Genomic DNA, 20,829 nt, shown 5'->3' with positions numbered 1-20,829 from the left:
GACGGAGTGCTCCAGCGTAGGAGTCGTCAGCTTAACTGTCCTGAGTGATTTACAGCCATACTGCGCGACTTATATTTCTCATTATTGCATTTGCATCGTGTTCAGGATTCCGCTCCCCATGAAACGTACGCCTCATTTGCTCGCTATCCAGTCCCATGTGGTATTCGGCCACGCCGGCAACAGCGCAGCGGTGTTCCCGATGCAGCGTATCGGGGTTAACGTCTGGCCGCTCAACACGGTCCAGTTCTCCAACCACACGCAATACAAGCAGTGGACCGGTGAAGTGCTGGCTCCGCAGCAGATTCCTGCGCTGATCGACGGGATTGCCGCCATTGGCGAACTGGGCAACTGTGACGCGGTGCTGTCGGGGTATCTGGGCAGTGCGGCGCAGGGCAGGGCGATTCTGACCGGCGTGGCACGCATCAAGGCGGCCAATCCGAAGGCACTGTACCTCTGCGACCCGGTAATGGGCCACCCTGAAAAAGGCTGCATCGTAGCGCCTGAAGTCAGTGACTTCCTGCTGCAGGAAGCGGCGGTCATGGCGGACTTCATGTGCCCCAATCAACTGGAGCTGGACAGCTTCTCGGGGCGCAAGCCCGAATCACTGCACGACTGCCTGGCGATGGCGCGGGCTTTGCTGGCGCGTGGCCCCAAAGCGGTGGTGGTGAAACACCTCGATTACCCCGGCAAGGCCGCCGATGGCTTTGAAATGCTGTTGGTCACCGCCGAGGCCAGCTGGCACCTGCGCCGCCCGTTACTGGCGTTTCCGCGTCAGCCGGTCGGCGTGGGTGATCTGACCTCCGGGTTGTTCCTGTCGCGTGTGCTGCTGGGCGACGATCTGGTTGCAGCATTCGAGTTCGCTGCGGCCGCCGTCCATGAGGTGCTGCTGGAAACCCAGGCCTGTGGCAGCTACGAGCTGGAACTGGTGCGCGCTCAGGATCGCATCGCGCACCCACGGGTAAAGTTCGAAGCCGTGCGTTTGTAAGCGCCATACCCTCAAAGGCTCGGGCATCGATGCCCGAGCCAGAAAATTACAACGCTTCTTCCTTGATCTCCTGATAACGCTTTTCCAGTTCCTGGCGGATCTGGCGGCGTTGCTGCGCCTGGATGAAACGCCGCTTGGCATCGGCCGATTCGGGCTCCAGGGGCGGCACGCTGGCGGGCTTGCGATTGTCGTCCACGGCAACCATGGTGAAGAAGCAGCTGTTGGAATGGCGTACCGACCGCTCGCGGATATTTTCGGTGACCACCTTGATGCCCACCTCCATGGACGTGTTGCCGGTGTAATTGACCGAGGCGAGAAAGGTCACCAGTTCGCCGACATGCACCGGCTCACGGAAAATCACCTGGTCTACCGACAGCGTCACCACGTAGCGTCCGGCGTAGCGGCTGGCACATGCATAGGCCACTTCGTCCAGGTACTTGAGCAGCGTGCCACCGTGTACGTTGCCAGAGAAGTTGGCCATGTCCGGGGTCATCAATACAGTCATCGACAGCTGGGCGTTTCCGGGTTCCATAGCGTACTCACACGGTCAAGGTGTTCAAGGGGCGCCTATGCTGGCGCTCAAGGGGCTTGTGACAGTTATCGGGACGCTGGCCAACAGGCGGCCGTCACGCGTCATAACTATCTGTTTCCATATATTGCACCGCCTTTATGTCGAAGGGGGCGGTGTTAACCTGCAAAAACCTGTGGATCGGGGTTTTTCCTGCGTCTTTATCGGATTTTAATGACGAAAAGGATAGCTGTCGCCCTGTAGGGCACGGCGATATCGGTTTGCAACGTCATCATCACAAGGAGCTTCGCCACCATGCATGCCATCAATTTCATTCAGGATCTGGCAGTGATCATGCTGGTGGCCGGCGTGGTAACCATTCTGTTCCATCGCCTCAGGCAGCCGGTGGTATTGGGCTATATCGTTGCCGGGTTCATCATCGGTCCGCACACTCCGCCGTTCAGTCTGATCCATGACGAAGAAACCATCAAAATTCTGGCCGAACTGGGGGTGATCTTCCTGATGTTCTGCCTGGGCCTGGAATTCAGCCTGCGCAAGCTGTTCAAGGTCGGCGCTACGGCGTTCATCGCGGCCTTTCTGGAAATTGCCCTGATGATCTGGATCGGTTACGAGATCGGGCAGTTCTTTGGCTGGAAAACCATGGACTCGCTGTTTCTCGGCGCGATTCTGGCGATCTCCTCCACCACCATCATCGTCAAGGCGCTCAACGACCTGAAGATGAAGAACCAGCGCTTTGCCCAGTTGATCTTCGGCGTGTTGATCGTGGAAGACATTCTCGGCATCGGCATCATCGCGCTGTTGTCCGGCATCGCCGTCAGCGGCTCGGTCAGTTCCGGGGAAGTGTTCTCCACCGTCGGCAAGCTGTCGCTGTTCATGATCGTGGCGCTGGTGGTCGGCATCCTCGTGGTGCCTCGATTGCTGTCCTATGTCGCCAGGTTCGAAAGCAACGAGATGCTGCTGATCACCGTGCTGGGCCTGTGTTTCGGCTTCTGTCTGCTGGTGGTCAAACTGGAATACAGCATGGTACTGGGTGCCTTCCTGATCGGCGCAATCATGGCCGAGTCGCGTGAGCTGCTGAAGATCGAGCGCCTGATCGAGCCGGTTCGCGACATGTTCAGTGCCATCTTTTTCGTGGCCATCGGTTTGATGATCGATCCGGGCATCCTGCTGCAATACGCCTGGCCGATCGCCGTCATTACCGTTGCCGTGGTGCTGGGCAAGATGCTGTCCTGCGGTCTGGGTGCCTTTATCGCAGGCAACGATGGCCGTACCTCGCTGCGCGTGGGCATGGGACTGTCACAGATTGGCGAGTTTTCCTTCATCATCGCGGCGCTGGGCATGACCCTGCAGGTCACCAGCGACTTTCTGTACCCGGTGGCAGTCGCCGTGTCCGCCATCACCACCCTGCTGACACCGTATCTGATTCGCGGCGCAGACCCGTTGTCGCTCAAGCTGGCGGCGATCATGCCTCGGCGCGTTGCCCGGGTGTTCGGCATGTACGGCGAGTGGTTGCGCAGCATTCAGCCGCAAGGCCAGAGTGCAGTCCTTGCCGGGATGATCAGGCGGATTCTCTTGCAGGTCGGCGTCAACCTGGCGCTGGTGATGGCGATCTTTTTCAGCGGTGGCTATTTTGCCGAGCGTCTTGGCGGCTACATGAGCGAGTGGGTGGCCGACATCAGCCATCAGAAAGCCTGGATCTGCGGCGCGGCGCTGCTGCTGTCACTGCCGTTTCTGATTGCCGCGTATCGCAAGCTCAAGGCGCTGTCGATGCTGCTGGCCGAGATGGGGGTGAAACCCGAGATGGCGGGCCGGCATACCGTGCGCGTGCGCAAGGTCGTGGCCGAGGTGATTCCGCTGTTATCGCTGGTGGTGATTTTCGTGATGCTGGCGGCATTGTCGGCAAGCATTCTGCCGGCCAACGAACTGCTGCTGGTGGTTGGACTGATAGCCGCCCTGGTCGCCGCGTTGCTGTGGCGCTGGCTGATCCGCGTGCATACGCGGATGCAGATTGCGTTACTGGAAACACTGGGTAACCATCAAGAGAACTCCGGGCACTGAGGCCCGGAGATTCTTGAATACTGCGCAGCAGGGGTGTCTCAGCTTTCCAGCCAGACATCCCGAGCCCAGTGCCAGACCGATTCCCAGCTGTCTTCGGTAACCAGTTCTTCCTCGGCGGACCACAGCAGCACCGTGCCGTCTTCCTCGACGCAGTAATAATCGTCACCGTCCTGGCAGATCGGAATCAGCTCGCGCGGCACGCCCAGATCCCAGGCCGTGGCAGCCACGTCTGGCAGGTAGGTGTGCGACTGCGGGTCGGTCACCGTGACGGGTTCAAGGCTGCCATACACCACATCGCTGACTGTCAGGAGAAATTCCTTGAAGACAAACGGAATGTTGATGAACAGCTGTTCCTCGATCTCGACCAGTTGGTCTTCGTCAGGCAGCTCAAGCGGAACCGGAACCGGTTCATTTGCTTCACGCAGTTGTTCAATGACTTCTTCCACGACACAGATCCTCTCACTTGATGGCGCGGGTTATACAGTAGCGTAAAGCCTTTCTCAAAATAACTATCCGAACGGATAAACAAAAACCCCGGACATATCCGGGGTTCTGAACGCGAGAACGGGTTCTGGTTCAACCGTTCTGGCGAATTCCTGCCACCAGCCAGGGCTGGTTATCGCCTTGCGGGCGTTCCATGTTCCAGCTTTCGCTGAACACTTCGCCCTGGTCGAAACGCGAGGTCTTGGACACGCCCGAGAACGTCAGCGTGGCGATGGTCTTGTCGGCCCGGTCATCCACACCGTCCAGCTGGACATTGAGGTTCTCGATGTAAGTCGACTGGAAGCCGTCGCCCAGGTCCGCACGTTCCTTTTTCAGGAACTGCAGCATTTGCGGAGTGACGAACTCGGCAATCTTGTCCATTTCGTTGGCGTCCCAGTGCTGCTGCAGCGACTGGAAGTGGCCGCGAGCAGCGTCCAGGAAGCGCTGTTCATTGAACCAGGCCGGTGCGTTGATCACTGGCGCAGCGGAGGCCGGGGAAGAACTGCCGAAGATCGGGTTCTGCGCAGGCTGGCTGGTTTCACGCTGGTACGGCGCACCGGCAGCGGCCATTTTCGGCTGTTGCTGCTGACGACGACGCGCAATGAAGCGGAAGATCAGGAAGGCGATGATGCCCATGATCAGGATGTCGAACAGTTGCAGGCCGTTGAAGCCGTCACCCATGAACATCGACGCGAGCAGGCCGCCGGCAGCGATACCGGCCAATGGGCCCAGCCAGCGCGAAGCACCGCTTGCCGCAGGGGCAGGACGGCCCGCAGCGTTGGGCGCTGCCGCAGGCGTGGAGGGGGCGGCCTGACGTGTCTGGTGCGTAGGCGCCGAGCCCATGCTCTTGCCGCCACCGAAGCGCGCGGCGTTCACATCCAGGCTCATGGTGAGCCCGATGCACAGCGCCATCGCGATGCTTAGAAAACGTTGCATAAGGGTATTCCCGTTTTATGATTGCACGCGCGCCATGTTGCACAGCGGATGGCGACATGACCAGCGCGTTAGTGTTTCGGACTTTTACATAAACAGCGTAGGACTTTTCTACGCGCTTCGTAAGATGTGTACGAGGATTATCGTTCCTCACGCCACAGCGTGGGAACGATAGTCATGGGCGCATGGACAATGATCGACCGGCCTACAACGGCACCAGCTTCGCGTAGCCCATCATCAGCCACTTGCTGCCCTCGGGGAAGTTGACCTGCACCCGGGCCTGGGCGCCAGCGCCTTCGAAGTTGAGGATCACGCCTTCGCCGAACACCGCATGCTGGACGCGCTGGCCCATGGTGAACTCGGTTTCCGGAATGCCGGTGCCGTTGAACAGGCTGCTGCTGTTGAATTTCGGCGTGCCACCGAACGGACGGTTGACGCTGTTGGACAGTCGGACTTCCTGAATCAGCGCAGGCGGGATCTCGCGTACGAAACGCGAGACCTTGTTGTAGGTTTCGCTGCCGTACAGGCGACGCGTTTCGGCGTAGGTCATCACCAGCTGTTTCATGGCCCGGGTGATACCGACGTAAGCCAGGCGCCGTTCCTCTTCAAGACGGCCCGGTTCCTCCAGACTCATCTTGTGCGGGAACAGCCCTTCCTCCATGCCCACCAGAAACACGTGCGGGAATTCCAGGCCCTTGGCGCTGTGCAGGGTCATCAGCTGAATACTGTCTTCATGCTCCTGGGCCTGGGTGTCGCCCGCTTCCAGCGAGGCATGCCCCAAAAACGCTGCCAGTGGCGTCAGGTCTTCTTCGCTTTCGTGATTCTCGAAAGCACGGGCCGCGCTGACCAGTTCCTCAAGGTTTTCTACTCGCGCCTGACCTTTCTCGCCTTTTTCCTGCTCGTGATAGGTAATCAGCCCGGACTGTTCGATCACCGTCTGGGTCATCAGGTGCAGCGGCATTTCCATGACCTTGGCCGCGAGGTTCTCGATCAGCTCGATGAACCCGCCCAAGGCAGTGGCGGCGCGTCCGGTCAGGCCCTTGTTGGCCACCAGCAGGCGCATGGCTTCCCACATTGAAACGTCGGCATGACGCGCATGTTCGCGAATCGCTTCGACGGTCTTTTCACCGATGCCGCGCGCCGGAACGTTGATCACCCGCTCCAGCGCCGCATCGTTGCCACGGCCTTCCAGCAAACGCATGTAGGCCATGGCGTTTTTGATTTCAGCGCGTTCGAAGAAGCGCTGTCCGCCATAGATGCGGTACGGAATACGCTCACGCAGCAGGGCTTCTTCGAGTACCCGCGACTGGGCGTTGGAGCGGTACAGAATGGCGATGTCGTTGCGCGAAATACCGGTTTTCAGCGCGCTCTCGATGGTCTCGACCACGTAACGCGCTTCATCGTGCTCGTTGAACGCGGCGTACAGATTGATCAGCTCGCCATCACCAACGTCGGTCCACAACTCCTTGCCCAGGCGACCACTGTTATTGATGATCAAGCCGTTGGCAGCCTTGAGAATGCTCGCCGTGGAGCGATAGTTCTGCTCAAGGCGGATGACTTCGGTGTCCGGGAAGTCAGAGGAATACTGGTGGATGTTCTCGATCTTCGCGCCGCGCCAGCCGTAAATGGACTGATCGTCGTCGCCGACCACCATCAGGCTGTCACCGCCCTGGGCGAGCAGGCGCAGCCACGCGTACTGCACGGCGTTGGTGTCCTGGAACTCGTCCACCAGGACGTGACGGAAGCGGCGCTGATAATGCGCCAGCAAGCCCGGGTTATCGCGCCACAGGTCGAGTGCGCGCAGCAGCAGTTCGGAGAAGTCGATGACGCCGGCCCGCTGGCAGGCGATCTCGTAGGCTTCGTAGACGCTTTTCATGGTGGTCAGGAACAGGTCGCCGCTGGCCTGAATATGTTTCGGGCGCAGGCCTTCGTCTTTCTGACCATTGATGAACCACTGGGCCTGGCGTGCAGGCCAGCGTTGTTCGTCCAGACCCAGCTCGCGCATCACGCGCTTTACCAGACGCTGCTGGTCATCGCTGTCGAGAATCTGGAAGGTCTGTACCAGCCCGGCTTCCTGCCAGTGCGCACGCAGCAAGCGGTGGGCCAGCCCGTGGAAGGTGCCCACCCACATGCGAGCCGGGCTGATGCCCATCAGCTGCTCGATACGGTGGCGCATTTCGGCAGCCGCCTTGTTGGTGAACGTCACCGACAGGACCGAATGCGGGGAGGCTTGCTCGACCTGCATCAGCCATGCGATGCGATGCACCAGCACACGGGTTTTGCCGGAGCCAGCACCAGCCAGGACCAACTGACGACCCAGAGAGGCGGCTACGGCCTGACGTTGGGCATCGTTGAGGGAATTCAGAAGAAGAGAGAGATCATCGCGCATCAGCGCATTCTAGGGTGCCGCGCGATGACGGGCAAACCATGCTTTGCGTCAGGCAATAAAAATGGCGGGGCGCTGACGACCGGTCGTCGCCTGTTGCCGGGAGCGAATGCGTTGCGTCTACCTTTACCGGTGAGCAGGCAGTGTCTGACGGGCGATTTGGCTTAATGTAGGATTATTCCCACAATTGCCGCTGATAACGCCCGCACGGCACGTTCCAGCTTCGTTTAACTGGGCGGCTGGCGGGTCATGTAGTATAACTACAAGAAAGCTACAACCCAGCCCACCTCTCTTTTGCCGAGTCTGCCCCTTGAATCTGCTGCAACACATCGCCCAGTCACGTAATTTGCTGCGCAAATCGGAGCTCAAGGTAGCCGACCATGTGCTGCTCGACCCTGCGGCCGTGATGCACAGTTCCATGGCAGACCTGGCGCACAGCGTCGGTATCAGCGAGCCGACCATCGTGCGTTTCTGCCGCGCCATCGGTTGCACCGGGTTTCAGGACCTCAAGCTGAAGCTGGCGCAGAGTCTCGCGGCGGGCGCAAGTTTTGGGCAGTTCGCGATTCACGAAGACGATTCGGTCGCCGACTACAGCCTGAAGATTTTCGACACCACGCTGCACACGCTCATGGAAGTGCGCGAAAACCTCGACCCCCATGCGTTGCAATTGGCGGTCACGGCCATGGCCGGAGCCAATCGGGTCGAGTTCTACGGGTTTGGCGCGTCCGGTGCAGTAGCTGCTGATGCGCAGCACAAGTTCTTTCGTTTGCTGCTGACCGCTGCGGCGTATTCCGATCCGCACATGCAAGCGATGTCAGCCGTTACGCTCAAGCCGACCGATGTCGCGGTGTGCATTTCGCAGTCAGGGCGTTCGAAGGATCTGCTGATCACCGCCAATCTGGTCCGCGAGAGCGGCGCGACGCTGATCACCCTGTGCCCCAGTCAGACGCCGCTGGCCGAGCTGTCGTCGGTCAATCTGGCCATCGACGTGCATGAGGACACCGAAATCTACACGCCGCTGACTTCTCGCATTGCCCACCTGGTGGTCATTGATGTGCTGGCAATGGGCGTTGCAATGGCGCGCGGCCCCGGTCTGGTGAACCATCTCAAAAGCGTCAAACGCAGCCTGCGTGGTTTGCGCCTGTCGCCGAAGTCGATCAAGGCTCACGAAGATTGACGTTGTTTTCAATTTGAAAACGACGTCAAGAGTCCCGCCAATGACCTGCGTTTATTGGCAGGGGCCCGCGACTGGATTAATTGAGGTAATGAGTGAATTGCATCCTGCAGGGCCAGTTTCTATCGATTCGGCTCCCGAGATGCGGTAATTGTATATTTTTGGCGTTTTTTTCCGGCTATCACGTTACAAGAATTAACCAGACTGTCATGTGTTCGCTGCAGTCAGCTTGCGCAACGAAGAAAGCCCTCCCCGGAAACCCTGAGGCGTCTGGCGAGGGCTTTACTGAATCTGTTACTTGTTGATCACTGTATAACGGTCAGCTCATCGATGCTTACCAGCAACTCGTCGTCTTGATAGATGCGGACGGAGGTGATGGATGCATCGCTGGGCTGGGCGTATACGGCGGGTGTCTCGCGCCCTGTCCACGGCCCCAGACCTGTCGCGTAGTAGTTGAGGTCCAGATTCAATTGGCCCGCTTCACTCGGTATGTTGCGCAGACTCAGCCATGGGAGAGAGTGACTGGCGGATGTAGGCACCAGGCCAGCCACGGTCAGCGTATTAACTTCCGGCGTTCTGTCATCACGCGCGATCCAGTTTTTGTCTTTGGTCGTCATTGGGTAGCTCCTTGCTAGTAATTGTTTAATGAGTGAGTTGCTTTCAGCAGGGCAAGTTTGTGTGTGGCGCGTCAGCGAGCGGCAATACATATATATTTTTTGAAATTTTTTTGATGAGCGCTGAACGAAAGTTCATCGATCTGTCACCTGCGTGCCGTCTGATTGTCACTGTCACGCTCCATTCTGGTGCTCCCACAAAACGTATTGGGAGACAGGATATGGCTCGGCATTACGATGATTTACCTACCAGCACCGTGAAAACCCGCCGTCAGCAGGAAGATCAGCGTCGCATGGAGTTTCGTCGGGCAATTGAAAGCTACAGTGAGGCACGTCAGCTCAATCAGGAGCTGTGTGACTACATGGATGGCATGGATAACGCTGTCTGGCAGACGATCAAGTTGCCCGCGGTCGACCGTCGAAACGCTCGACAAGCTGGCTGATCTGCGCGCGTTCGGTGCGGATGAACGCAAGAAACGCATGTGCCACGGGTGAAAGGCGTTTGTCCCCGGCCTGAGCCACGCACCAGCTTCGATACAGTGGCAACTCCGCCACGGGCAGCTCCACCAGAGCGCCTGTGGCGAGTTCTTGGCAGACCGCGTGTCGGGTCAGCATCGCCAAGCCCAGCCCGGCTACCACGCATTCACGTTGTGCTTCGCTGGAAGAGACTTCCAGCGTCTGCGTGAAGTGCACGCGCTTCTCCTTGAAGAACTCCTCGCAGGCCCGTCGCGTGCCCGATCCTGTTTCCCGGGTCAGCAACGGCCATGGCTCCAGGTCTTTCAGGTTCAGCGCCGTGCGGCTGCTCAGCGGATGGTCAGGCGGTGCCACGGCGACAATCGGGTTATTCAGGAACGGCAAGAACTCCAGGCCCATGTCCAGCGGCACTGCCGACATCACCACAAGATCATCGCGGTTATCTGCCAAGCGCCTGATGACTTGCGCGCGATTGACCACCATCAGGCTCAGGCTGACTTCCGGGTGCTGACGCTTGAAGGCGGCGAACAGGTGGGGGATGAAGTACTTGCAGCTCGATTCGACTGCCAGCTTCAACTGGCCTTGCAGTGAGCCCTGCATGTCGGAAAGCTGCATGTCCAGGCTTTCCAGGCGCCCGAAAATATCCCGGCTGGCCTGTTGCAGGGCTTGCGCCGCTTCGGTCAGGTAGAGCTTTTTGCTGACGTATTCGAACAGCGGCTGGCCGATCAGCTCTTCGAGCTGTCGAATCTGCAGGCTGACAGCGGGCTGTGTGAGCGACATTTCTTCAGCCGCACGGCTGTAGGAGCGCAGATCGCACACCTCATTGAAAATGCGCAACTGACGCAATGTCATACGCATCAATGACTTACGCATTTAGAAAAGCTCCCTCGATCCAACCGAAGCGCTAACTATAAGCTTTTACTTATGCACCTCCCAACTTTTACTCATTTTTGTTAATCCTCGATTCGGCATAGGGTGGCTCTGCGACATTCAGTCACATACACGGTTACAAGTGTGGGTCGAGGGAAACGCCAGTGATAACAAAAATTCTGATCGCCAACCGCGGGGAGATTGCCGTTCGTATCGTGCGTGCATGCGCCGAGATGGGCATTCGCTCGGTGGCGATCTTTTCCGACGCTGACCGGCATGCCTTGCATGTCAAACGTGCCGACGAAGCCTATAGCATTGGTGCCGAACCTCTGGCGGGTTACCTGAACCCGCGCAAGTTGGTGAATCTGGCAGTGGAAACCGGCTGCGATGCGCTGCATCCCGGTTACGGCTTTCTTTCCGAGAATGCCGAACTGGCCGATATCTGTGCCGAACGAGGGATCAAATTCATCGGTCCCTCAGCCGAAGTGATTCGCCGCATGGGGGACAAGACCGAGGCCCGACGCAGCATGATCAAGGCCGGTGTGCCGGTCACGCCCGGTACCGAAGGCAACGTGGCAGATATCGACGAGGCGCTGGCCGAGGGCGAGCGTATCGGTTACCCGGTGATGCTCAAGGCCACTTCCGGGGGCGGTGGACGTGGCATCCGCCGCTGCAACAGCCGCGAAGAACTCGAGCAGGCCTTCCCGCGCGTGATTTCCGAAGCGACCAAGGCCTTCGGCTCGGCAGAAGTCTTTCTCGAGAAGTGCATCGTCAATCCCAAGCACATTGAAGCGCAGATTCTGGGCGACAGCTTTGGCAATGTGGTGCACCTGTTCGAGCGCGACTGTTCGATTCAGCGACGCAACCAGAAGCTCATCGAAATCGCCCCCAGCCCGCAGCTGACGCCCGAACAGCGCGCCTACATCGGCGATCTGTCGGTACGTGCGGCCAAGGCGGTTGGTTACGAGAACGCTGGCACCGTGGAGTTTCTGCTCGCCGAGGGCGAGGTGTACTTCATGGAAATGAACACCCGGGTGCAGGTCGAGCACACCATCACCGAAGAAATCACCGGCATTGATATCGTTCGCGAGCAGATCCGTATTGCCTCCGGTCTGCCGCTGTCGGTCAAGCAGGAAGACATCATCCATCGCGGTTTTGCCCTGCAGTTCCGGATCAATGCCGAGGACCCGAAGAACAACTTCCTGCCCAGCTTCGGCAAGATCACTCGTTATTACGCGCCCGGCGGACCTGGCGTGCGCACCGACACGGCGATTTATACCGGCTACACCATTCCGCCGTTCTATGACTCGATGTGCCTGAAGCTGATTGTCTGGGCGTTGACCTGGGACGAGGCCATGGACCGCGGCCTGCGTGCGCTCGATGACATGCGCCTGCAAGGGGTCAAGACCACGGCTGCCTATTACCAGGAAATCCTCCGCAACCCGGAGTTCCGCAGCGGTGAGTTCAACACCAGCTTTGTCGAGAGCCACCCCGAGCTGACCAATTATTCGATCAAACGCAAACCCGAAGAGCTGGCCCTGGCCATCGCCGCCGCCATTGCCGCACACGCCGGTCTGTAAGGAACAGTGAAATGTCCAAGAAGATTTTCGTAACCGACACCATCCTGCGTGACGCTCATCAATCGTTGCTGGCGACGCGCATGCGTACCGAAGACATGCTGCCGATCTGCGACAAGCTCGACCAGGTCGGCTACTGGTCGCTGGAAGTCTGGGGCGGCGCCACCTTCGATGCCTGCGTGCGTTTTCTCAAGGAAGACCCGTGGGAACGTCTGCGCCAGCTGCGTGCGGCCTTGCCCAATACCCGGTTGCAGATGCTCCTGCGTGGCCAGAACCTGCTGGGTTATCGGCATTACAGCGATGACGTGGTCAAGGCGTTCGTCGCCAAGGCGGCGGTCAACGGTATTGATGTGTTCCGTATTTTCGATGCCATGAACGATGTGCGTAACCTGCGGGTTGCCATCGAGGCGGTGAAAGCGGCGGGCAAACATGCACAGGGCACCATCGCCTACACCACCAGCCCGGTGCATACCATCGAGGCCTTCGTGGCGCAGGCCCGGCAGATGGAAGCCATGGGCTGTGACTCGGTGGCGATCAAGGACATGGCCGGCCTGTTGATGCCTTATGCCACGGGTGAGCTGGTCAAGGCGCTGAAGGCCGAGCAGTCGTTGCCGGTGTTCATCCACTCGCATGACACGGCCGGTCTGGCCGCCATGTGCCAGCTCAAGGCGATCGAAAGCGGCGCGGACCATATCGACACGGCGATTTCCAGCTTTGCCTGGGGCACCAGCCATCCGGGCACCGAATCGATGGTGGCCGCGCTCAAGGGCAGCGAGTTCGACACCGGGCTGGACCTGGAACTGCTGCAGGAAATCGGTCTGTATTTCTACGCGGTGCGTAAGAAATACCATCAGTTCGAGAGCGAATTTACTGCAGTCGACACTCGGGTGCAGGTTAACCAGGTACCGGGCGGGATGATTTCCAACCTGGCCAATCAGCTGAAGGAGCAGGGCGCGCTCAACCGCATGAGCGAAGTACTGGCTGAAATTCCGCGCGTGCGCAAAGACCTCGGTTATCCGCCATTGGTAACTCCGACTTCGCAGATCGTCGGTACTCAGGCGTTCTTCAACGTGTTGGCCGGGGAGCGTTACAAAACCATCACCAATGAAGTGAAGCTGTATCTGCAGGGAGGGTACGGCAAGGCGCCGGGGCAGGTGGATGAGAAGCTGCGTCGCCAGGCGATCGGCAATGAAGAACTGATCGATGTTCGTCCGGCCGACCTGCTCAAGCCGGAGATGACCAAGCTAAGGGCCGATATCGGCGCGTTGGCCAAGTCCGAAGAGGACGTGCTGACGTTTGCCATGTTCCCGGACATTGGCCGCAAGTTCCTGGAGGAACGCGCTGCCGGGACGCTGGCGCCGGAAGTGCTGCTGCCGATTCCCGAAGCCGGAAGCGTGGCGAAGGCAGGCGGTGAGGGCGTACCGACCGAGTTCGTCATTGATGTGCACGGCGAGACTTATCGAGTCGACATCACCGGTGTGGGCGTCAAGGCTGAGGGCAAGCGCCACTTCTACCTGACCATAGACGGCATGCCGGAAGAGGTGGTGTTCGAGCCGCTCAACGAATTCGTCGGCGGCGGGGCCAGTAAACGCAAGCAAGCCCATGCACCGGGCGACGTCAGCACGACCATGCCCGGCAACATCGTCGATGTGCTGGTCAAGGAGGGCGATGTGGTCAAGGCCGGTCAGGCAGTGCTGATCACTGAAGCGATGAAGATGGAGACCGAGGTTCAGGCGTCGGTCGCAGGCAAGGTCGTCGCCATCCACGTCGCCAAGGGCGACCGCGTCAATCCGGGCGAAGTGCTGATCGAGATCGAAGGTTGAGCTGACACCTGCGCATCATCCAAAGGTTTACCTCAGGGAAGCACTCGTGGCTTCCCTTTTTTTATTCTGGCAGGCGGCCCCAGCGGTCACGACTATCGTTCCGCACGCTCCAACGTGGAAATGCAGTTCTGGGCGCCTTGCGTCCTCAGGATCAGCGAAACGCCTCAAGCCCCTTGGTCTGTTGCCCGTCAGTGAAGTTATCCACAGCCAGCCAGTTTTCAAATGCCTTTCGTAATTCAGGCCATTCGCTGTCGAGGATCGAGTACCACGCGGTATCCCTGCTCTGGCCTTTGACCACCATGTGCTGGCGGAAGGTGCCTTCGTAGCTGAAGCCGAATCGCTCGGCAGCGCGTTTGGAGCGGGCATTGTTGGCGTTGCACTTCCATTCCAGGCGGCGATAGCCCAGTGCGAAGGCCTCTCTGGCCAGCAGGTAAATGGCTTCGGTGCCTTTGGGCGTGCGTTGCATGGCGGCGCTGAAGGTGACATGACCTATTTCGATTCGCCCGTGGGCAGCGACGATCGACATCAGGCTGATGACGCCTTCGGCCTTATCGGTCTGCTGATCGACCACAGTGTAAAACCACGGATCGGTGGCTGCCTGATGCCCGGCCAGCCACGCATCGAAGGCGCTACGGTCGATGAACGGCCCGTAAGGCAGATAATCCCACAGCTTCGGGTCCGCATTCGGGCCTTCAAATGCCGCCCACAAGTCATCGGCGTGACGCGCGACATCGAGTTTTTCCAGGCGAATGAAACGGCCTGTCAGTGTATGGGGCGTGGGCAATGCAGCGGCTTGCCAGTCCAGCAGGGTGTCAGACATCAGTCACTTCCTGTTTCAGAGTGCTTTGCGAAATTGTATGAGGCCGGGCCGTTCGGCGATTCGCTCGTACAACTGAATGGCCGTGGCGTTGGTTTCGTGGGTCAGCCAGTGCACCTTGTCGCAACCGTCTGCCTTGGCCGTGGCATAGACAAACTCGATCAGTCGCCTGCCGATGCCTGTTCCGCGTTTTTCGGGTGCGACGATCAGATCTTGCAGGTAACAGGCGTTGTTGATGCTCCAGTTGGAGCGGTGGTAGATGAAGTTCACCATGCCCACCGCCTCGTCACCCAGCCAGGCGAGCGCCGAGTGAGTCGGTTCGTTTGGGTCCACAAGGCGTTGCCAGGTGGTGTCGCTGACGCCTTCGGCCAGCTCGGTGTTGTAGAAGCGCAGATAGGCCTGCCACAGAGGCAGCCACGCGTGATGATCGTCGACGCTAACGGGGCGAATTCGCACATCGGTCATGAGCTGCTTCCTTCGCTCATCAGGCGAGCGATCAGTTGGTCATTTGCATCCTGGCTTGCGGCGAGTCCGTCGCGCACACCGGCCATGTCCGCAGCGTTGCGATTCTGACTGAGTTTACGTTTGCCCTGTAGCCGCTGCACCGGAATGGCGAATCCGACAATCGCTCCAAGCATTTTTGCGATGTAGTCCGCCGGCGCGTCGTCAATGGACCAGGGTTGCGCCCGGCCGGATTCATGGCGATGGGTCAGGTCAGCCAGCAATTGATGCAAGTGCGCGACGTCGGTAAAAACCTCGGCCTGCCCATAGGCATGCACGGCCACATAATTCCATGTGGGTACGACCTTGCCGTGCTCTGCCTTGCCTGGGTAGAACGACGGGCTGACGTAGGCATCGCCGCCAGGAAAAACCACCAGTGCTTCGGCGCCGGAGCTCAACTGCTGCCACTGTGGATTGGCTTTGGCCAGATGCCCGTAAAGCGTGCCATGGGGGCCTTCGTCGCGGCGCAACAGCAGCGGCAGGTGGGTCGCCTGCAATCCCTCTGCGCCGTCAGTGACCAGAATCGCCAGGCGCGTCTGCTCCATCTGCTGATGCAGGCTCGGTGTGTCGTTGTCTTTGAAAGCGGCGGGGATGTACATGGGGAATATCCTTGGCTGATGACCGGATCGTAGGCAAGGCATTGGTCTGATGTAAGATCCATTTTTGATAGTTTCAATAGGGCCAATGCATGCCTGATGTCCCCGTTGCGTTTCCGTCCACGCTCACCGGTATCGCGCTGGACCCGAATCAGGGCCTGAGCAAGCAGCTTTATAGCCTGTTGCGCCAGCAGGTCCTCGATGGGCGCCTGAGCAGCGGCACGCGCCTGCCAGCCAGCCGCGATTTGGCACATTCACTGGGCATCTCCCGTAACAGCGTGATACGGGCCTACGACCAGCTGTATGCCGAGGGCTTCATTGAAGGGCGCGTTGGCGACGGCACGTATGTCGCGCAGCTCTCTGAAGCAAACGCTTCGCCTCGACGGGCAAGCCGTAAAAAACTATCCACCAACTTACCCACAGGTGTATCCACAGGGTTACGCACAGGTTTGTCCACAATCGCGGCTGAAATGCCGTCAGATTCCTCCTGTGAAGTTATCCACAACCCGACACGCGCGCTGCTCGAAAAGCATCGTTTGCATGAACCACCAACGGGTAGGCCGCGGGCCTTTCGGGTAGGCGTACCGGCGTTCGATCTTTTCCCCTTTGCCTTGTGGGGCAAGCTGTATGCCGCTTTTTGGCGCAAGCCGGACCTTGCTCAGCTCGGTTATGGGTCGGCGGCGGGAGACTCGCGGTTACGTGAACTGATTGCGGTCTACCTGCGCTCATCGCGTGGGCTGCATTGCAGTGCTGAGCAAATTGTGATCACCAGTGGCGCACAGCATGCGATCAGCCTTTGTGCACAGTTGCTTCTTGCCCCGGGCGAGGGCGTCGCCGTTGAGAATCCGGGGTATCGGGCGGCCGGTCATGCGTTTGCACTGGCAGGTGCCCGATTGCACGGGGTGGCTGTGGATAACGAAGGCATGCGTTGCGCCGACCTTGAGCAGGCAGACTGCAGCCTGGCCTACGTGACACCTTCACACCAATACCCGACCGGCGTGGTGATGAGCCTGGCGCGACGCCTGGAATTGCTGGCCTGGGCCGAGAAACACCATGGCTGGATTGTCGAGGATGATTACGACGGTGAGTATCGCTACAGCGGTTCACCATTGGCGCCTCTGGCCGCGCTCGACCGCAACGCGCCCGTGCTCTACGTCGGGACGTTCGGCAAAATCGCCTTCCCGGCGCTGCGCCTCGGGTATCTGGTTTTGCCAGAGCAACTGGTGCCGATGTTCAGCCAGCGCAAGGCCGTGGACATGCGCCATACCGAAATTGGCGTTCAGGCGGTCATTGCGCAATTCATTGCGTCGGGTCATTTCCAGCGACACATACGTCGCATGCGGCGCGCGGCGCTCAGTCGGCGCAATGTGCTGCTGGATAACTGGCCTGCCGATATTCCGGGATGCGCGACAATGCCCAGAGGGGTGGCCGGGCTGCATGTCATGGTCAAGGTCGACAGCGTGGCGCGTGAGCAGGCGCTGATTGCCAAGGCCAATGGCGTCGGGGTCGAAATGAATGCCCTGAGTGATTACTGGCTGCCTGATTCCACTGAGCCTGTGGATAACCGGGCCGGGCTGGTGCTGGGGTTTGCCGCAGTGCCCGAGGACGAGATGGTCGAGGCATTGAACAGGCTGCGCGAGGTCTGGTCCGAGTAGTCCCGTTGGCAGGCGTATAATCTGCGCTTTCTGTTACCTGTCCTTGAGATACCCATGAACAGCTCTCTTACTGCAACACCCGGACGCAAGTTCGGCGCGCCGCTGGCCGCGCTGTTCCTGCTGCTGATGGGCGCCCAGTTCCTTCTGCTCAGTGTCGGCACCCGTCAGGTGATGCTGTGGATCGTCGGCGCGGCGTTGGGCGTAACGCTGTATCACGCGGCATTTGGTTTCACCTCGGCCTGGCGGGTGTTCATCCGCGAGCGGCGGGGTGCAGGCCTGCGCGCGCAAATGGTCATGCTGGCGGTCGCCGTTGTGTTGTTTTTCCCGGCACTGGGCGCGGGCACGCTGTTTGGCCAGCCAGTCACTGGTCTGGTTGCTCCGGTCGGGATTTCGGTCGTCGTCGGCGCGTTCATTTTCGGCATCGGCATGCAGCTGGGCGGTGGCTGTGCGTCCGGCACACTGTTCACTGCCGGTGGTGGCAATGCGCGGATGCTGGTGACCTTGCTGTTTTTCATCCTCGGCTCACTGATTGCCACCCATCACGTCGACTGGTGGTTTGCCCTGCCTTCGTTCCCGGCGGTGTCGGTGGTCAAAACCTTCGGCGTGCTGCCTGCGCTGCTGGTCAATCTGGCGCTGTTCGGTTTGGTCGCCCTGGTGACCGTCAAGCTCGAAAAGCGCCGTCATGGCCAGCTTGAAACGCCGCCAGCCACGGACCATCGCGGTCTGAGTCGTGTGCTGCGCGGGCCGTGGATTCTGGTCTGGGGCGCTGTCGCGCTGGCGCTTCTCAATTACGCAACGCTGGCGTTGGCCGGTCGTCCGTGGGGCATCACCTCGGCGTTCGCGCTGTGGGGTGCAAAAGCGGCCAGCGGGCTGGGCGTAGACGTCGGCAGCTGGGTGTTCTGGCAGAGCGCTGCCAACGCCAAGGCGCTGGCGGCTCCGGTGTGGGAAGACATCACCAGTGTGATGGACATCGGCATCATGCTCGGTGCCTTGCTGGCGGCAGGTCTGGCAGGTCGTTTTGCACCCAGCCTCGATATCCCCACGCGCTCGCTGGTGGCGGCGGTCATTGGCGGCTTGCTGCTGGGCTACGGTTCGCGACTGGCCTACGGCTGCAACATTGGTGCGTACTTCAGCGGCATTGCATCCGGCAGCCTGCACGGCTGGCTGTGGCTGGTAGCGGCCTACGCCGGTAACGTCATTGGTGTCCGCCTGCGGCCGATTTTCTTCACCGGCGAGCGTCCACAGGTGGCTCTTAATGGCTGCTGAAAACGTCTGAAACCCCGAGACAAGCGGGCCGCTTGCGAACCAACTGCCGGTTTCGTATTCAAAGGCCATGCGGTAACTGTGCGTATGCGGTTCGCTTATTTTTCGATGGGGTGGTTCTTTTGCAGCAAACGATCATTTCGAAAATCCGTTTTCTCGGCAAGACCATCGGCTACGTAGGATGGTCGCTTTTCTGGCTGTTGATCTGGGACGTGATTGTCACGGTCGACTTCATGCTCTACCTGGAACGCAAGATCACCTTGCCGTCCATGCCGTTGACCCTGCTGGGCTCGGCGCTGGTGGTGCTGACCAGCTTCCGCAACTCAAGTGCCTATAACCGCTGGTGGGAAGCCAGGACGCTATGGGGTGCGCTGGTCAACAGTTCACGCAGCTTCGCTCGGCAAGTGCTGACGCTGGTCGAGGATGATGACGGGATCAACCCGGTCAAGGCCACACTGTTGCGTCGCCATGTCGCGTATGTGAAGTGCCTGTCTGCGCACCTGAAGGGCGCCAAATGTGGTGATGAGGTTCAGATGCTGATTCCTCGCGAGGAATTCGAACGTCGTCACGACACCAACAACTTTCCCAACGACCTGCTCAATACGTCGGCTGCGCTGTTGGCCAAGGAGTATCAGGCCGGGCGGCTGGACAGCATTCGTCTGGCACGTCTGGAGTCGACCATGGTGGACATCTCCAATTGCCAGGGCGGCATGGAGCGTATCGCCAATACACCGTTGCCTTATCCGTACGTAGCCTTTCCGCGCCTGTTCATCACGCTGTTCTGCCTTATCGTACCGATTGGTCTGGTGGAGACCCTTGGCTGGTTCACGCCGCTGGCGTCGACGGTGGTGGGTTTCATGCTGTTGGCGATCGAGAAGATCGGTACTGACCGGCAGAGCCCGTTCCGTGCCAGTGAACATGAGATTCAGATGACGGCGTTGTGCGAAAACATCGAGCGCAATCTGGATTCGATGCTCAGGGGCGCGCAGGAAGAATGCAAGGCTTCATGAAGGGGTGAGGCGTCGCGCGAGTGCGTGACGCCTCGGGTAAAGCAGAAGTAGCCGCTTAACGCAGCTCGCCACACAGGTCCAGTTCGACTAGGCGCCGTACTTCCTCGGTCGTCAGGCGTGCGCCCAGCAGCGCATGCAGCTTGCCGAGCGCGGCCTCACGGGTCATGCCACCACCGGAAAGCACGCCTGCACCACGCAGTCGGCTCCCCGCTTCGTAGACATCCAGTTCGACACCGCCCTCATGGCACTGGGTAATCGCGACCACACAGACACCCAGCGCTCGGGCGTTCTCCAGACTGGCCAGAAATTGCGTATCGTCACTTGGGCCTGTGCCGCTGCCGAAGCACTCGAGCACCAGACCGCGGATACCGCTATTGATCAAACCGTCCAGCTGAGCAGCACCGACACCCGGAAACAGTGGTAATACTGCGATCTCTGCCAGTGTCTTCGGCTGGCGATAGTTCAATGCGTCAGGGAGCGAAACCACCGCATGGCCGCCACGCGAGCGTTGCAGCGGTGCGAACGGTTGACGGCCGAAGCTGCGAATTTTCGCGCAGCGTACAGGTGTCATCAGTTGCCCGTGAAAATACAACTGAACGCCTGACACCAGACCCGACCCCAGCGCCAGCAGGGCGCCGTTGACGTTTTCCCAGGCATCGCTGTCCTGCACGCCGGCAGGCAGCATAGAGCCGGTGAACAGCACCGGTGCGCTGAACCCCAGCAACTGGAAGCTCATCGCCGCTGCGCTGTACGCCAGGGTGTCGGTGCCATGCAGAACCAGCACCGCATCGCAACCGTCGACCTCAACCGCCTCGATTACCGCCTCGCGCAGACGCAACCAGTAGGAAGGCGTCATGTTGGCGCTGTCGATCAGCGGCGACATCTCGCGAAAGTGCCACTGCGGCACCACCAGTTCCGGGTGCTCGGCCAGTTGCCCGGCCATTCGCGCTTCGAAACCGGAGGCCGGTGCCAGGCCGTTGGCGCTGGCCTGCATGCCGATGGTGCCGCCGGTGTAAAGAACCATTACGCGTTGGGCTGGTTGTTGTGCGTCATGAGGCATGGCTCTACTCCGGCGTAGTGT

19 protein-coding genes are annotated in these 20,829 nt (G+C 59.7%); 9 read left to right on the top strand and 10 right to left on the bottom strand.

The genetic code is table 11. The annotated features are described in order from the left end of the window. Positions 1 to 118 precede the first annotated feature (118 nt). Complete coding sequence (gene pdxY / locus PCPL58_RS28005; protein WP_065350941.1) at positions 119 to 985, top strand: pyridoxal kinase PdxY; 867 nt, start codon at positions 119 to 121, stop codon at positions 983 to 985. Between the two features lie 46 nt (positions 986 to 1,031). On the opposite strand, the gene PCPL58_RS28000 is transcribed toward pdxY, so the two are convergent. Further along, positions 1,032 to 1,517 (bottom strand): acyl-CoA thioesterase, encoded by a 486-nt coding sequence (locus PCPL58_RS28000; RefSeq protein ID WP_003367933.1) that lies wholly within the window; start codon positions 1,515 to 1,517, stop codon positions 1,032 to 1,034. A 291-nt stretch (positions 1,518 to 1,808) separates the two neighbouring features. On the opposite strand from PCPL58_RS28000, the gene PCPL58_RS27995 reads away from it, so the two are divergent. Further along, positions 1,809 to 3,572 carry a cation:proton antiporter gene (locus PCPL58_RS27995; protein WP_003432818.1) on the top strand — a complete coding sequence of 588 codons (1,764 nt, stop codon included), beginning with the start codon at positions 1,809 to 1,811 and terminating at the stop codon, positions 3,570 to 3,572. Positions 3,573 to 3,610: 38 nt separating this feature from the next. Here the strand turns inward: PCPL58_RS27995 and PCPL58_RS27990 are convergent, their stop codons facing one another. The 3 genes from PCPL58_RS27990 to uvrD all read right to left on the bottom strand — a co-directional run bounded on the left by PCPL58_RS27990 (position 3,611) and on the right by uvrD (position 7,377). Continuing rightward, positions 3,611 to 4,018, bottom strand: coding sequence for an SMI1/KNR4 family protein (locus PCPL58_RS27990; protein ID WP_003316056.1), 408 nt, complete (start codon positions 4,016 to 4,018; stop codon positions 3,611 to 3,613). A 130-nt stretch (positions 4,019 to 4,148) separates the two neighbouring features. Further along, entirely contained in the window at positions 4,149 to 4,991 is an 843-nt protein-coding gene (locus tag PCPL58_RS27985) for a Tim44 domain-containing protein (protein ID WP_065350940.1), read from the bottom strand. 202 nt (positions 4,992 to 5,193) lie between these two features. After that, the gene (uvrD, locus tag PCPL58_RS27980; protein WP_065350939.1) at positions 5,194 to 7,377 is read right to left on the bottom strand and encodes a DNA helicase II; all 2,184 of its coding nucleotides are present in this window, start codon (positions 7,375 to 7,377) and stop codon (positions 5,194 to 5,196) included. A 307-nt stretch (positions 7,378 to 7,684) separates the two neighbouring features. Between uvrD and hexR the strand changes: the two genes are divergently transcribed. Then, positions 7,685 to 8,551, top strand: a complete 867-nt coding sequence (hexR, locus tag PCPL58_RS27975; RefSeq protein ID WP_003367945.1) for a transcriptional regulator HexR — start codon at positions 7,685 to 7,687, stop codon at positions 8,549 to 8,551. Positions 8,552 to 8,853: 302 nt separating this feature from the next. Here hexR and PCPL58_RS27970 read toward each other — a convergent pair whose 3' ends face one another. Further along, on the bottom strand, positions 8,854 to 9,165 hold the full coding sequence (locus PCPL58_RS27970; RefSeq protein WP_003432821.1) for a hypothetical protein: 312 nt from the start codon (positions 9,163 to 9,165) through the stop codon (positions 8,854 to 8,856). A 254-nt stretch (positions 9,166 to 9,419) separates the two neighbouring features. Between PCPL58_RS27970 and PCPL58_RS30345 the strand changes: the two genes are divergently transcribed. Beyond that, the gene (locus tag PCPL58_RS30345) at positions 9,420 to 9,605 is read left to right on the top strand and encodes a PA3496 family putative envelope integrity protein (protein WP_003316061.1); all 186 of its coding nucleotides are present in this window, start codon (positions 9,420 to 9,422) and stop codon (positions 9,603 to 9,605) included. Here PCPL58_RS30345 and PCPL58_RS27965 read toward each other — a convergent pair. Next, positions 9,559 to 10,509 (bottom strand): LysR family transcriptional regulator, encoded by a 951-nt coding sequence (locus PCPL58_RS27965; RefSeq protein WP_065350938.1) that lies wholly within the window; start codon positions 10,507 to 10,509, stop codon positions 9,559 to 9,561. The two genes, PCPL58_RS30345 and PCPL58_RS27965, sit on opposite strands and share 47 nt — an antisense overlap. A 161-nt stretch (positions 10,510 to 10,670) precedes the next feature. Here PCPL58_RS27965 and PCPL58_RS27960 point away from each other — a divergent pair, with 161 nt between their 5' ends. Together PCPL58_RS27960 and oadA are read left to right on the top strand one after the other, a co-directional pair. Continuing rightward, on the top strand, positions 10,671 to 12,086 hold the full coding sequence (locus PCPL58_RS27960; protein ID WP_065350937.1) for an acetyl-CoA carboxylase biotin carboxylase subunit: 1,416 nt from the start codon (positions 10,671 to 10,673) through the stop codon (positions 12,084 to 12,086). Between the two features lie 11 nt (positions 12,087 to 12,097). Further along, positions 12,098 to 13,906, top strand: coding sequence for a sodium-extruding oxaloacetate decarboxylase subunit alpha (gene oadA / locus PCPL58_RS27955; RefSeq protein ID WP_065350936.1), 1,809 nt, complete (start codon positions 12,098 to 12,100; stop codon positions 13,904 to 13,906). Positions 13,907 to 14,057: 151 nt separating this feature from the next. On the opposite strand, the gene PCPL58_RS27950 is transcribed toward oadA, so the two are convergent. Genes PCPL58_RS27950 through PCPL58_RS27940 form a run of 3 tightly spaced genes read right to left on the bottom strand, consistent with a single transcriptional unit; the run spans position 14,058 to position 15,823 of the window. After that, a complete protein-coding gene (locus PCPL58_RS27950; RefSeq protein WP_065350935.1) occupies positions 14,058 to 14,726 on the bottom strand; it encodes a GNAT family N-acetyltransferase in 669 nt (222 codons plus the stop codon). Positions 14,727 to 14,741: 15 nt separating this feature from the next. Next, complete coding sequence (locus PCPL58_RS27945; protein WP_003367956.1) at positions 14,742 to 15,188, bottom strand: GNAT family N-acetyltransferase; 447 nt, start codon at positions 15,186 to 15,188, stop codon at positions 14,742 to 14,744. Next, positions 15,185 to 15,823, bottom strand: a complete 639-nt coding sequence (locus PCPL58_RS27940; RefSeq protein WP_044310358.1) for an FMN-binding negative transcriptional regulator — start codon at positions 15,821 to 15,823, stop codon at positions 15,185 to 15,187. The genes PCPL58_RS27945 and PCPL58_RS27940 overlap by 4 nt, the downstream gene beginning before the upstream one ends. Positions 15,824 to 15,912: 89 nt before the next feature. Between PCPL58_RS27940 and pdxR the strand changes: the two genes are divergently transcribed. The 3 genes from pdxR (at position 15,913) to PCPL58_RS27925 (ending at position 19,748) form a co-directional block, all read left to right on the top strand. Beyond that, a complete protein-coding gene (gene pdxR / locus PCPL58_RS27935; RefSeq protein ID WP_065350934.1) occupies positions 15,913 to 17,475 on the top strand; it encodes a MocR-like pyridoxine biosynthesis transcription factor PdxR in 1,563 nt (520 codons plus the stop codon). 54 nt (positions 17,476 to 17,529) lie between these two features. Beyond that, entirely contained in the window at positions 17,530 to 18,741 is a 1,212-nt protein-coding gene (locus PCPL58_RS27930; protein WP_065350933.1) for a YeeE/YedE family protein, read from the top strand. A gap of 119 nt (positions 18,742 to 18,860) precedes the next feature. Continuing rightward, positions 18,861 to 19,748 (top strand): bestrophin family protein, encoded by an 888-nt coding sequence (locus PCPL58_RS27925; RefSeq protein WP_065350932.1) that lies wholly within the window; start codon positions 18,861 to 18,863, stop codon positions 19,746 to 19,748. Positions 19,749 to 19,803: 55 nt separating this feature from the next. Here the strand turns inward: PCPL58_RS27925 and PCPL58_RS27920 are convergent, their stop codons facing one another. Then, positions 19,804 to 20,808, bottom strand: coding sequence for an asparaginase (locus PCPL58_RS27920; protein WP_065350931.1), 1,005 nt, complete (start codon positions 20,806 to 20,808; stop codon positions 19,804 to 19,806). Positions 20,809 to 20,829 lie beyond the last annotated feature (21 nt).

It is taken from the genome of Pseudomonas cerasi (assembly GCF_900074915.1).
In the GTDB taxonomy this organism is placed as follows: Bacteria; Pseudomonadota; Gammaproteobacteria; order Pseudomonadales; family Pseudomonadaceae; genus Aquipseudomonas; species Aquipseudomonas cerasi.
This window is presented reverse-complemented; position numbering and strand designations above follow the sequence as displayed.